Source organism: Caulobacter sp. GW822-FHT07D08, from assembly GCF_058798735.1.
Window position 1 is genome coordinate 180,332 of record NZ_JBXAKU010000010.1, and the last position, 13,398, is coordinate 193,729.

The 13,398-nt window shown below is 70.1% G+C and carries 7 protein-coding genes; all 7 read right to left on the minus strand.

Features of this window, described 5'->3' with window-relative positions; all coding sequences use genetic code 11:
• Positions 1–11: 11 nt before the first annotated feature.
• The 7 genes from AC1RJ9_RS19005 to AC1RJ9_RS19035 all read right to left on the minus strand — a co-directional run bounded on the left by AC1RJ9_RS19005 (position 12) and on the right by AC1RJ9_RS19035 (position 13,349).
• Positions 12–146 (minus strand): benenodin family lasso peptide, encoded by a 135-nt coding sequence (locus AC1RJ9_RS19005; RefSeq protein ID WP_492086066.1) that lies wholly within the window; start codon positions 144–146, stop codon positions 12–14.
• Positions 147–255: 109 nt separating this feature from the next.
• Positions 256–918 (minus strand): GntR family transcriptional regulator, encoded by a 663-nt coding sequence (locus AC1RJ9_RS19010; protein WP_492086065.1) that lies wholly within the window; start codon positions 916–918, stop codon positions 256–258.
• Positions 919–959: 41 nt separating this feature from the next.
• On the minus strand, positions 960–1,739 hold the full coding sequence (radC, locus tag AC1RJ9_RS19015; RefSeq protein ID WP_492086064.1) for a RadC family protein: 780 nt from the start codon (positions 1,737–1,739) through the stop codon (positions 960–962).
• Between the two features lie 153 nt (positions 1,740–1,892).
• Positions 1,893–6,149 carry a strawberry notch-like NTP hydrolase domain-containing protein gene (locus AC1RJ9_RS19020; RefSeq protein WP_492086226.1) on the minus strand — a complete coding sequence of 1,419 codons (4,257 nt, stop codon included), beginning with the start codon at positions 6,147–6,149 and terminating at the stop codon, positions 1,893–1,895.
• Between the two features lie 152 nt (positions 6,150–6,301).
• Positions 6,302–8,353: a chromosome partitioning protein ParB gene (locus tag AC1RJ9_RS19025; RefSeq protein ID WP_492086225.1), complete on the minus strand. Its 2,052-nt coding sequence runs from the start codon at positions 8,351–8,353 to the stop codon at positions 6,302–6,304.
• 61 nt (positions 8,354–8,414) lie between these two features.
• Positions 8,415–9,221, minus strand: a complete 807-nt coding sequence (locus AC1RJ9_RS19030) for a toprim domain-containing protein (RefSeq protein WP_492086224.1) — start codon at positions 9,219–9,221, stop codon at positions 8,415–8,417.
• Between the two features lie 153 nt (positions 9,222–9,374).
• The gene (locus AC1RJ9_RS19035; protein WP_492086223.1) at positions 9,375–13,349 is read right to left on the minus strand and encodes an nSTAND3 domain-containing NTPase; all 3,975 of its coding nucleotides are present in this window, start codon (positions 13,347–13,349) and stop codon (positions 9,375–9,377) included.
• Positions 13,350–13,398: the final 49 nt, after the last annotated feature.

The following is a 13,398-nucleotide window of genomic DNA, read 5'->3' on the forward strand; positions in this document are numbered from 1 at the left end:
CCCCACCCGACTTAGTCTTCCGACAGACCGGGGTTCAGGGTGCCGATGCCCTGCTCGGGGCGAACCGGGAAGTTGCCCTTGGTTTCGACGGTGACGGCGCCCAGGTCGATCAGGGCGTCTTCGATGTGGTCTTCGGTCCGTTCCATGACGGTCTCCTTCTCTAAGTCACGCCCACCGTGACGGTTGTAAGGTGCGACCGAAGGTGGAAAACACGCAGGGAATAACACGGGGATTTTTCGAAAATTCGCCGGAAATTCAGCGTGGCTCGCGGTCCGCCAAACCGTGAAGGTGACGGACGAGGGTGGGCACCAGGCGGAGACGCCGGCGATGATAGGCAACCATCATGGTCCGGATCGCGGTGCCATCACCGTCATTCAGCAGCCTGCTCAGCTCCGCAACCTCATCGCCGAAGTCGGCGACGAGGCCCAGCTCCGCGCGACGAACGCGACGCAGGCGATCACTGACCCCGGCCACGGCCCACTCGACTTCGATGTTGTCGCTCTGCGCGGCCAGCACGGCGAACAGCGTCTCCAGGCTGGCGATGGGCCTGGCGACAGCGTCGATGTCCGGTTCCGGCGTGAACGTTCGCGCCAGTCCCGACCTCAGGGCGTTGACCAGCAAGGCGGCGTTCCACTGGTAGAGGTCCGACAGACCCGGCTCGGTCAGTCGTGGGAATGAAAAGCCTTCGCCCTGGTGGCTGACCAGCAACCGCTCCCCGGCCATTCGGTGAAGGGCCGCGCGCACGGGGGAGGCGCTCGCTCCGACGTGGCGCGAGAGTTCGCGGATGTCGACCCGCTCGCCAGGGCGATAGTCGCTGTCGGTCAGGAGGAAGGACTTGATGGCGAGGTAGACCCGCTCACCGGTTCCGGCTTTCTCGATCATCCGCACGATGATGGCGATCTGCCATCGTTCGCGCATCTCCCGAAGAATCCGGGTGGAGTTCTCCAGGGTGCGACCGATCAGATAAGGCCCTCGGCCTTCAGGCTGAGGACCCTGTCGCTGCCGATGATCATGTGGTCCCACAGCGCCAGGCCCAGGGCCTTGGCCGCGTCGGCCAGGGCCTTGGTCATCTGCAGGTCGGCCCGCGAGGGGGCGGGATCGCCTGATGGATGATTGTGGGCCACGATCAGGGCGCTGGCCCCGACCTCCAAGGCGCGGCGCAGGACCTCGCGCGGATAGACGGGCGCATGGTCCGTGGTGCCCTGGCCCAGCCGCTCCACGACGATGAGCTGGTTGCGCTTGTCGAGGAACAGCACCCAGAACTCCTCGCGCGGCAGGCCGCGCATCTGGATCGCGAAATAGTCCGCGACCGTCCTGGACGAGGTGAGCAGCTGGCGATCGGTCAAGGCCGCGGCGCTCACCCGGCAGGTGATCTCGCGGACGAGCTTGAGGTTCACCGCCGACTGGGGGCTGACATGACGCAGCAGCTCCGCGACGTCCGCGGCCAGGACGCCCGCCAGGCCGCCAAACCGCTCGAGCAGGCGCTCGGCGTTGCCAAGGGCCTCGTCCCGGTCGCTGGCGGCCAGGTGCAGATGCAGGATCTCCACATCCGACAGCACCGCGCTGTCCATCCGCGCGGCGACCTGGCGCACGGCCTCGGCCGAAGCCGTCTGCGGTATGAAATCGCGCGCGGCGAGGACCTCGCCAACGCCGAAGCCTTCGGGCGAAGAGTCGAGGACCGCAGTCTGATCAGCGGCGGTCGCGGTGTCGGGAGAAAGTGGGGGAAGGCAGGCGGACATGGAGTCCTCCAGCTGGCCGGCGCCGGACGGATTTCCGGATCGCCCGCCTCCGACCGCCCTTCCTTTCCCTTTGACCCGACGCGGGCGGCCCCGGGCCCACGTCGGGGCCGCCCAACGCCACGGCCGATCTCGGCCCCGGAAAGGCGCGGTGCGCTAAGCCGCCGCCGGCAGGACGGTCTGGGCCGGCCATTTCTCAAGCAAGGCGGTGAAGGTCGCCGGCTGGTCCACGGGGACGAAGACCCGCGGCTGATAGTTGATGATCTCGACGAAGCAGCCGAGCAGCTGGAAGGCCTGGCGCTGGGCCGCCGCGCCGACCACCTCGACCCGCCAGCGATCCATGACCCGGGCCCGGCGCAGCCAGAGGCCGCCGGCCAGGGCGATCGCCGCGCCCTCCTCGAGGATCATCCGCCGCGCCAGGGATCCGTCGGCGACGGCCTGGGCCATGTCGGTGAGGCCCAAGGCCACCTTCACGGTCGGAACCTGGCCGATATCGAGCGTGCGCCCCAGCCACCGCCGGCCATCGGGCGCCTTGACCCGGCGCACGGTCGCCTGCCGGCTGGGCAAGCTCGACCAGACCGGCAAGAGTAGCCCCGTGACCAGGGCGAGCTCGCGCGAGATCCACGGATCGGCCGCGGCCAGTTCGGCGGCCCACGCCGCCCGCCACGCCGCCTCGTCCGTCGCCTCCCAAGCCGATTCCTCGAAGGCCTTGAGCGGCGCGATCGTGCGCTTTTCAGGGCGGATCAGGCGCACGGCCTGGATCAGGCGATCATTATCGTCCGTGGTGGTCAGGCCCTGGACGATCAGGGCGGCGCGACCCGACTTGGCGTTCACCCCGTAGATCAGGCCCGCCGCGTCCTGCCCCGCCAGGGCCTCGTCGGCGGTGATCAGGGATCGGCGGGTGCGCACCGCGAAGCGGACGAGCCGCGTTTCGGCGCCCGTGGTCAGGTCGGTGCGCAGCACCTCTTCGCCCAAGACGTCGAGGTCGTCGGCGACCACGTCCTCCATGCCCTTGTCGAGCGCGCCGGAGGCGGCCGCCTTTTCGAGGATGCCCCCCAGGATCGCCTCGAACTTGGCGAACAGGCCGTTCTGGTCCTCGATCCGCAAGGCCAGCAGCCGGTTGAGGAAGGTGTTCATCGGCGGCAGATCGTCGGCGTCCTTGAGATTGCCCTCGTGGTCAAGCAGGGACAGGCCCGTCTTGGCTTCGAACGCCTCGCGGCTCATGGCCTCGACCTGGCCGAAGTGAAGCGCGACATAGAAGGCCTGCAGGGCCCGGTGGGCCCACGGGCTTTCCAGGTTGTCCTCGGCCCGAAAGAGCCCGTTGCCGGCGGTCCGGCGTTCACCGCGCGTCAGGGCGCCCAGGCTGTCCAGGCGCCGGGCGATGGTCGAAAGGAAGCGCTTCTCGCCATGGATCTCCGTGGTCACCGGCCGAAACAGCGGCGCGCTGGCCTGGTTGGTGCGATGCGAGCGGCCAAGGCCCTGGATCGCCGCATCGGCCCGCCAGCCGGGCTCGACCAGATAGTGAACCCGTCGCTGCTGATTGGCCGCGGCGAGGTCGGCGTGGTAGCTGCGGCCGGTCCCGCCGGCGTCCGAGAACACCAGGACGCGCTTCTTGCCGCCCATGAAGGCGTCGGTCTCGGCCTTGGCGGCCGAAGGCGCGCGCCGCTCGACCACCCGCCGCCCATCGCGGCTGACGACCCGGCGCGCCCGGCCGGTGACCTCGGCGACGAGGTCGGGACCGAGCACGTCGAGGAGCGTGTCCAGCACCCCCTGCACAGCGGGGAGGCAAGCCAGGTCGGCGATGGTCGCCTCGCGCAGGCGGAGGGCTTCCTGGCTGAGCACCGGGCGGCCGTCCTCGTAAAGCGGGACGACGGTCGTTCCGCCATCCTCGGTGTCGACCTCGGTCATCGCCTGAACCGGGAAGGCCGACATCAGATAGTCGAGCACCTGGTCCTTCGGCGTCATGTCAATCGAGAGGTTGTTCCACTCCTTCACTGGGATCTGGGCCAGGCGGCGCTCCATGACCGCGGCGTTGGTCGACACGACCTGGATCACGGCCGAGCGGTCCTTGGCGAGATCGTCGCGGATCGCGGCGATCAGGCTGGGCGTCTTCAGGCCGGCCAGAAGATGGCCGAAGAACCGAAGCTTTGCCCCTTCGAAGGCCGACATCACCGCCGAGGCCGCCGTGGCGCTCTTGACCTTGCCGTCCCCGTCGGCGACGCCGGTGGCCTGCAGGGCCGCGCGCAGGTTCCGGTGGATCATCTGGTAGGCGTCGGCCCAGGCGTTCCAGATCGTGACGTCCTGCTCGGTGAGCGCGTGGCCCAGGGCCTCGTACTCCACGCCGTCGAACGACAGCGAGCGGGCGATGTAGAGGCCGAGCGCCTTTAGCTCGCGCGCGATCAGCTCCATCATCGCCACCCCGCCGGCCTCGACCGCGGTGAGGAAGGCTTCGCGATTGAGGAACGGCGCCTCGGTCCCGCCCCACAGGCCCAGGCGCGCCGCATAGGCCAGGTTCTCCGGCGTGGTGGCCCCGGTCGCGGAGACATAGACGATCCGCGCCTTGGGCAGGCGGTTCTGCAACGCCAGGCCCGCCATCCCCTGTAGCGAGGCTTTCTTGAAACCGCGCGCGCCCTTGCCGCCGCCGGCGGCGTTGGCCATGGCGTGGGCCTCGTCGAACACGATGACGCCGTCGAAGTCCTCGCCAAGCCAGGCGACGATCTGGTCGAGGCGCGAGGGTTTCGCGCCGCGCGCCGGCTGGCGCAGGGTCGCGTAGGTCGAATAGAGAACGCCTCGGTCAAGACGGATGGCGTCGGCCTGCTTCCAGGCGCTCTGTGGAACGATGTCACGCGCCCCGCCGCCGATCGCGCCCCAGTCGCGGCGGGCGTCTTCGAGCAGGGCGTCGTTCTTGGACAGCCAGACGGCGCGAACGCGGCCCTGGGCCATGTTGTCGGCGATAACGCCGGCGATCTGCCGGCCCTTGCCGCAGCCCGTGCCGTCGCCGAGGAAAAATCCCCGCCGGAAGCTGACCGCCCCTTCCGTCTCCGCGGTGGCGGGCAGGGCCGTATGGGCGGCCTCGCCTATGACCCAAGCGCCGGGAAGGGTCGCGGCATGGGCCTCGCCGGCATAGATCACCGTCTCCAGCTGGGCGTCGGAGAGCCGGCCCTCGGCGAGGATCGAGACGGGCAAAACGGGGCGATAGGTCGGGGCGGGCGGCGCGACCGACGCCATGGGTCGCGACTCGACCAACGCCGAGGGGTGGACGGGGGCGCCGTCGATGGCGATGCGGCCCAGGCGGTAGGCCTGGTAGAGCCCCACGTCGTGGCCCTCGCCGCTCCAGTCGATGATCCGGTAGTCCAGGGCCGCGACCTGTGCGAGAAGGCCCATCCGGTCCGTGGGCAGGGCCAGGGATCGCGCCCTGGGCGCCAGGACCGCCGTCCGGGAGACGGCGTGGAAGCTTCTGGGCTTGGCCGTCGCGCGCGGGGTGATGGCCGCAGCGGCCTGGGCGGTTTCGGGGAGGTCGGCGCAGGCGACGAGGGCGGCGCGATCGGCGGCGACGCCGCGGTCGATGACCAGAAGACCCGTTTCCACCGACGTCCCATGGCCCGCATAGGCTCTGGGCGGGAAGGCGATCCGGCCGACGATCGCCGCCCCGGTCTCGAGCCTGGCCAGAGCCGGCGCATCGTCCAGAATTCGGCTTGGAACGATCGCCGCCAGGCGCCCGCCGTCGGCGAGGGTCGCCAGGGCCGCGGCCAGATGCGAGTCCAGGTGCTGGAAGGGCGGGTTGAGCACGACCGCGTCGAAGGCGCCTGACGCGGCCAGGAGGTCCTTCAGATGGACCGCGTCGTGACGCGAACGGCTCGCCTGCGAAAAGAGACCGTCCAGCAGGGCGGCGCGGCCGCTGGCCAGTTCGTTGAGCCAGAGCCTGCCCCCGCAGGCCTCGGCGATCACGGCGATCAAGCCCGTGCCGGCCGATGGTTCCAGCACCTGGTCGCCCGGACGGATCTGGGCGGCCAGCACCGCCAGAGCGGCCAGCTGCGGCGGCGTCGAGAACTGATCCAGGTCGACCTGCTCCTCGGAGCGCCGGGTCTGGGTCGGGGTGAGGGCCGAAAGGCTGGCCAGCAGGGCGCAGATTTCGGCCGGGGCGTCCTCCAGCCGGGAGACCTGCGGGGTCAGGCGGCGGATCTGCAGCACCATGGCCGCCTCGACCGCGTCGTAGGCGTCGCGCCAGCTCCAGGCCCCCTCGGCGTCCGAGGCGCCGAAGGCCGTGGTCATCACGCCGGCGATCAGCTTGCGCTCCAGCGACCGCGAGCGGTTGAGGTGGGCCGATAGCGCCCTGGCGGCGGAGAGGATATTGGCGCTGGCGTCGGCGGCGCTCGCGGCGTCGGCGGCGAACAAGGGCAGCGATGCGGTCATGGCGAGATCCTGGCTCACCCGCCGCGGAGGGCGCTTCCCTCCAGACCCGACGGGCTCGCCCCGCCCCCATCCCCTCGACCTTTGGAGGACCGTCCGGGCCCCTCGCGGCTGCAAGGGTCGAGCCCTCGCCCGGCGGCGAGGGCTCGCGTCGGTCAGGCCGCGACCGTCTCGGCGGCTTCCACCAGTGGAGCGGAAGCCGGATCGCCGCCCGCGTCGCCAGTCTCGGGCGCAACGTCCGAACCCTCGGCCTCATCGGCCGCAGGCTCGTCATCCTCGACCGCGGCGCTCCAGCCCAGAGCGGCGGGAACCCACTGACGTTCGGCCGCGGCCTCGGCCACGAAGCTGACCAGTTCGTCCTTCTTCAGCGTCGCGGCGCGCGCATCCTCGACCTTCATCTCGTCCAGCATCGCCATCAGCTGCGCCTTGGAGTGGGCGGCCAGGAACGTCGCGTCCGGCGTCCAGTGCACGCTGAGGTCGGCGTCGCACAGCTCGGCGATCTCGGCCGCCTCGGTCCGCGCGGCGTGGCGAACCAAGCTGGTGCGCTGCTCCCGGACGTTGAGGCTTACGGAGACCAGTTCGGCGAGCAACGCCATCTTCTCCCCGTGCGGCAGGGCGTCGACGAAACCGATCGGTCGCAGACCGCTGGCCAGATAGGCCTCTCGCCGGGCCGACAGGCGAGCGCGCACCTCACCGTCGAGGGCCGGATGCGGCGTCATGCCCCCGCGCGTATATTTGGCCGCCGTGACCGCCAGGGCCGACTCATCCTGGTAGGTGTGCGTGGTCAGGGCCAGGATCTTGAAGAGCTGGGCGACGAGGGCCGTGAGCGCCGCGCCCGGATGGTCGGCCAGGTCGCGGATCAGGCCGCGGGTGGCCAGGTCGGTGCGCACCTCGTGCAGGCTGTGGCTGACGCCCTCGACGGACACCACGACCTTCGGCGTCACCAGATCGACGACCTCGGCCGGCCGGCTCGGGCGCGCGCCATCGTCGTCCCCATCGTCGCCGTCCTCTTCCTCGCTCGCTTCGAGATCCTCCGGCTCGGGGGTGTAGAAGGTGGCGTCGACGCCGCGCTCGGCGTTGGGCGACAGCAGCAGCGCCCCGAGGGTAAGGCGGCCCAGGACGCAGGCGGCGTGCTCTTGGCGGGCGACCAGCACCGCGTCGATCGCCTCTATGGCGTCGTCGGCGACCAGCCCGACCTCGCGCAGGGCCTCCAGCCGTTCATCGACACGGTCGCGCGCCTCGGCGCGGGCCGTCTTCTGCGCTTCCGAAAGGTCGCCGTGATAGACGAACGGCAGGCTCTCGAAATCGTCGGGCGCGCGGTAGCCGGCGTCAGGCCCCACAAAGACCGCCAGGCCGCGATCCTGGAATTTGGCGATCAGCGGGGCGATGCGCTGGCGCCACGCGTGCTCCAGGATTTCCGGATCGAGCACCCGATCGGGCAGCTCGCCGAAGAGGTCGACATCCAACCGGCCGCCCGCCGCCAGGTAGCGCGCCTCGCCCACGAGCGGGAACCGGCGATCCTCGGTGGTCACCCGTCCGGTCTCGACGAGATTGCGCAGCTGATACTCCTGGAAATGCCCATCGAGCGCCGACTGGGCCAGCTGGGCCTGCTGGGTCTTGTCGGAGATCCGCGCGAAGCTGCGCACCTGCTTGAGGGTCAGCCGGCCCTGGCGCAGGGCGGCCAGCACGGTCGGGTGCACGCCGGCCAAGGCTTCAAGCCGCTTGATCTCCAGTTCCGAATAGCCGAGCGAGGCGGCGATGAACGCGGTGTCCATCTTGGCTTTGCGAAGGCTGCCGATCGCCATGATGATCGAGGCGATGTGCACCGGAGCGGTCTCGGCGTTGGGCAGCACGATCGCCGCGGCCTGGGCGGCCTTGCCGACCGCCAGGACGCACTCGACCGGATAGTCCTCGTCGATCACGCCGCGATCGACCAGGTCGAGCAAGGCCAGGCGGCGTCGACGGCCGTCCAGCGCCATATAGGGCTGTTCGCCCTTGCGGCCCGCGCGGACGATCGGCGGGACGATGACGCCGGCCGCGGCGATGGTGTCGGCCAACTGGCCGATGCGTTCATCGGCGGCCTCGTCGAAGCGGAGGTTCTCGGGCGCCAGGCCCAGGTCGCGCAAAGGCACGCGAATGCGGTTGTCGGACGGCGCGGGCGAGGCGGCGGCAAGGACCAAGGCCTTGGCGGAAGACGAACGAGACATGAGGCGGCTCCAGCGCCCCAGACAGGACCATCCTGCCGATCGGGCGCACCCGCCCGGTCCCTCACTCCCCCCTTTGCCCGCCGATGCGGCCGCGCGCCTCGGCCGCATCCAGCTCATTCCAGTCGCCGAACCCCGGCGGCGGGAGGGCGATCCTCGTCGCGACGCCGAGCGTCTCGAGGGCGCGGGCGAGGGCGGCCGCGGACGCCTCCCCGTCCCGGCCGCGATCGGCGGCGATGATCACCCGACGCACCTCCGGGGGCGGACGCCAGGCGCGGAGATTGGAGGTCGAGAGGAGCGCCCAGGCCGGCAGGCCAAAGCGGCGCCGGGCCGACAACGCGGTGAAGACGCCTTCGGCGACGAGCAGGGTTTCAACCGCGACATCCAGGCGCACGGCGCCGCCGGGCGCGAGGCAGCCGACCGTCTTGCGCGCCAGCCGCAGCGCCGAGGCGCGGTGGCCATCGGCCCGCAGGTAGGTGATCTCGACGGCCGTGATCGCCCCGTCGCGATCGCAGACGCCAGCGAGCAAGGCCGGCCGGGTGGCCGCGCCCGGTCGATAGACCGAGAGCGGAACCAGGCCGTGGTGCCGCAGCGCCGAAGGTCCGGGCGGATCGCCGACCAGGCCCCGCAGCCGGCAATGACGCTCGGACAAGGTTCCGGCGACCGTTCGACCGTCGGCCCAAAGGGCCTGGGCGACCTCCCGGCGGCGCGCCCGGTCCTCGTCTCGACCCGGGCGCCGCGGCGAGGCCGCCGGGTCGTCGGCTCCGTCGCCCAGCAGGCCCCTGGCGCGAAGATCGTCGCGGACCCGGCGCCAATCCCCGTCGCCAAACGTATGGATGATCAATCGACCGTCGCGCTCCAACAGGGACACCGATCGATCCCGTCGGCTATGGCCCGGGGCGGGGATGTTGGCGCGACGACCTCCGGCATAGAGATCGCCCCCAAGCGCTCTGACAATGGATTTAAGGGACATGGCAAGGCTCCAGCGACCGCAAACCAGCGGCCCGCCGGCCTGGCCCTCCCTTCACCCTTTCCGGCGGGTGGGCTGGAACAGGCCTGGCAAGCTGGACATCACGGCTTCACGCACCCTGAACTCGCCCAATCCCTCCAAAACCGTTCGCGGCATCGGCGCGCCGCCCGCCAAGGCCGCCTTCATTCCTTGACTGACCGCCTCGGGGAGGAGCCCGGCGATGGCGTCGGCCAGGTCGAGGTCTCGCCGCAGAGCCGCGAAGCTCATCGGGATCAAGAGGGCGGCCCTCTGCGGATCGGCGCCGATCGCCTTGGCAAGGCGCAAGGTCGCGTCCGGCTCGCCGGTGGTCCCGATGGCCAGGGCCATATTGTTGGCGATCCAGGCCGCGCGACGGGTCAATTGCTGCAGGTCGAACCGGGCGGCCCGCGAGGGCGCGACCACGCCCGCCCGATAGAGCGCGTGGGCGGCCGCGGCGTGAATCGTCGGACGCCCCTGTTCGAGGACGATATCGGCCAAGCGATTGAGACCGGTGTCGCCGCCTTGAGCGGCCACGGCGCCCAGCAAGGCGTGGAGCAGATCTGTGTCCTCGGTCTCAAGGGCGGTCGCCAGCAGCGTTTCCACCGTGTCCGGCGACAGCGGGGCTTGCTGGGCCAGCAGATCGGCGGCGGCTTCGGCGATCGGGAAGCTGGCCTCTTCGCCATAATAGGTCTGCGCCCGGCTCCAACGATCCTTGGTCAGAGCGACCAGGGTCGGCTGGAGGGCGGGGTGGGGCCTCTGCTTCAGGAGGTCGACCAAGGCCTGACGCACCCGGCTTCCCTTGTCGCCCGCCAGGGCCAGCAGGCGCGCGGAAAGGGGATCGGGTTCGCGGGGGGCGAGCGCGACCAGGGCCGCGCGCCGAACATCGGCGAACCGGTGGCCAAGACCGGCCTCGACGACATCCCAGTGTCCAAGCTCGACAGCCAGGCCAAACGCCGTGACCGCCCTGGCGATATCCTCGTCCTTCACACCGGGGGTGGCGAGCAGCCCTTCGATCAGGTCGCGGGCGTCCCGGCCCGAGGCCGCCAGCAATCGCGCCTTGGCCAGCTGCAGGTCGGGGACCCCCGAAGCGTCGATCTTGTTCAGGCTGGTGGCGTCCTCGTCCGAAAGCGGCGCGGCCTCGCCGGTCAGGACAAGGCGCGCCAGGGTCTGGAACGGCTCGGCTGCCGACGGCGCGATCTTGGCGAAGTCGACCACGGCGTTCTTGACGCCGTAGCCTTGCTGGGCGGCCTTCAAGTCCGTCATCCATCGCAACACCTCGCCCAGGTTTGCGGCCTGGGCGGCGGCGCCGAGCGCGGCCTTCACGGCTTCGGGCTCGTGCCGGGCCATGACCTCGATCACCGCGCGGCGCGTGGATCCGTCGAGCGAGGGATCATCCAACCGTGCGGCCAGTCGTCCGGCCAGCCGGGGAGACCATGTGTCTTCGGCCAGGTCCCAAAACCGGGATTCGTGACGATGCCCGCGGCATGCGTCGGCCAGGGCCTCCAGTTCCTCCGGCTCGGGCGTGGCCTCGGGCTCTGCCGCCAGACCGATCCAGGTCCACAGCAGATCGTCGCGGTCCGGTCGGGCGAGGATCGCTCGCCACCCGCGCAACCGACGCAGGTCCGCCAGGAAAGCCTTGATGAAGGTGTCGGCCGTATCGCCCTGGTCGTAATATCGCTCCGCCAGGTACTCCTCATAGCCTTCACTATGCTCGCCGTTGCGAATCTCCAGCCACAGCTGGTCGTCATTGGAGCCAAGAAGCTTGCGGCTTTCGGCGATCGCCGCCGTCACGACCGGCTCGAACCCGTCGAAATCGACGATCGCGCCGCGGGCGACGGCCTCGGAATTCCAGCTCTGGCCGTCGGCGACCATGCCCAGGGCTGCATCGCGGAAGGCGTCGGTCTGCGGCCCGGCCACCCGCGAGAGGCGCTTGGCGAAGTCCTGTGGAAAGCGGTCGCGCGGGCCGGCCAGGAGTTCGCGCACGAACCGACCCGCCAGGGCCCGGACGTCGGGATCTGCCGCCAGAACCTCGGCCTGGGCCTTGGTCGGCTTGGTGTCGCGCCAATGATCGAGATTGCCGAACAGCTTGCCCCTCGCCATGAGCCATCGCGCCAGGTCGGCAATGGTGTCGCCGACGGCGCCGACGTCCGCCGCCAGCTTCAGGTCGTGGTCCAGCTGGCCGCCCTTGACCGCCAGCCGCCGGCGAAGGAACCCGTCCAGGCGAGCCTGGGCGGCGGCCGACAGCCGGATGGCGACATCGTCGCGCCTGGCTCCCTGGACCAGCTGGGCGGCGGATTCCTGACCCCAGTCGGCGTCGCCGTCGTCTTGGTCGTGCAGCACATCGACCAGATGGCCCAGCAGCCTGGCCGCCCGCGCGGCGTTGGCCTTGATCACCCGCTCCAGCCCGGCTTCGACGCGAGGATGGTAGTAGCTGATCACGTCCTTGGGCTGGCGGATGTTGCGGCCCGCCGCCATGAAGCGGATCAGGGGCTCCACCCGGTCCTCGACCGTGTGGTCCTTGTCGCCCAGCGCCAGGGTGATGTCGGGGATGGCCGTCCATGAGAGCTGCGGGCGCGCCTTCAGCAGCCCCCAGACGGCGATGGCCGCCGGCGTGTCGTCACGATCCTCGATCTGCTCGACGATGGTGGTTTCGATGGCGTCGTAGTGGGACCGTTCGATCGAGCGGCTGATCAGTTCGGGCGTCGTCTCGCCCGATCGGGCGCCGTCGCGCAGGCCGTCGAAGAACTTCTGGATCTCATAGGGGCTCTCGAGGCGCTCAAGGATCCGGCCGCGAGCGGCGTGGACGCTGGGCTTGAGCGTTTCGGGCAGGTCGCGCAGGCGGTTCTCGAACAGCTGGTAGCGCTCCTTCTGCCCGTAGTGCCGCGTCTCCAGGTGGACGAACCACTCGGCGTTCAGCCGCGTGGCTCCCGCCTCCGAGAGCACGTCCGAGCGCGTCGTGACGATGAAGCGGCGGTCCTTGCGCGCCTCCTGGAGCATGCGGTCCAGATCGGTGTTCCAGGCCCGGTGATCGGCGTGGAACCGGTATTTGCCCCACGGATCCTCGATCATGAACACGACCGGCGACGGATCACGATAGTTCCAGACGTCGTAAGGGCCCCGGACCGTGACCACCTTGAAGGCCCCGTCGATCTTGGTCTTCAGGTGGTCGAGCAGCATGTCGGCGGCCGTCGTCTTGCCGGTGCCCGAACTGCCGACGATGACGATGGCGTTTCGCGTCTCCAGGGCGGAAACCAGCTCGCGCCAGTTGGTCGGCTTGACGAAGGCGGCGACCCGGGAGGTGTTGGACAGATAGCCCTCGAATTCCGCGATCGTGGCCTCGAGGGCCTCGCGGGTCCAGTCGGACGGTCCGTTCTTCATGTGCCACAGGGCGATCTCGCGCAGCTTGGCCAGGCAAGCCTCGACGTGGATGCGCGGGACCTTGCAGGTGACCAGCAAAAGCTCGCGGATCAGCGCTTCCAGTTTTTGCTCATCGAGCTGGGCCAGAACGCCGATCCTCCCGGCTCCCTGGGGGACAAGCTTGGCGAGCGTGGCGGGCAGGGTCGCCGGCCATTGGCCGACGGCGCGCACGCCCAGGTCTCGAGCCTTGCCCTTCAGGTCGGCGCTGGTCATCAGCAGATAGCGCAGCTGGGCGTCGCCGTTGAGCAGGGCGGCGGGCGACTTGCGCCGCCGATCGGCGGCGGACTGATCCTCCTCGGCGTCGCGACGGGCGATCAGCTTCTCGAGATCCTCCAGGCTCCACGGTTCGGTGTTGCGCAGCTTGGCCTGCACGATCAGACGGTCGTCGGCCAGGCCCAGCGCCGTGGCGGCGCTCGCTCTTGCCTCGTCAGTCAGGTCGCCCGCCAGGTCTTCGTGGTTGGCGGGCTCCAACGTGATCCTGTCCAGGCGCTTCTGGGCGATGATCAGGTCCAGGGCGACATAGATCGAGACGTCGACCTGGTAATAGTACCCCGCCAGCCCGGCCGGCGCGCTGGCCTGATTGGTCTCATCCATCGATCGCGCCCTCCCGGCCAGAAGCGCATGGCGATAGTCGATTTTCACG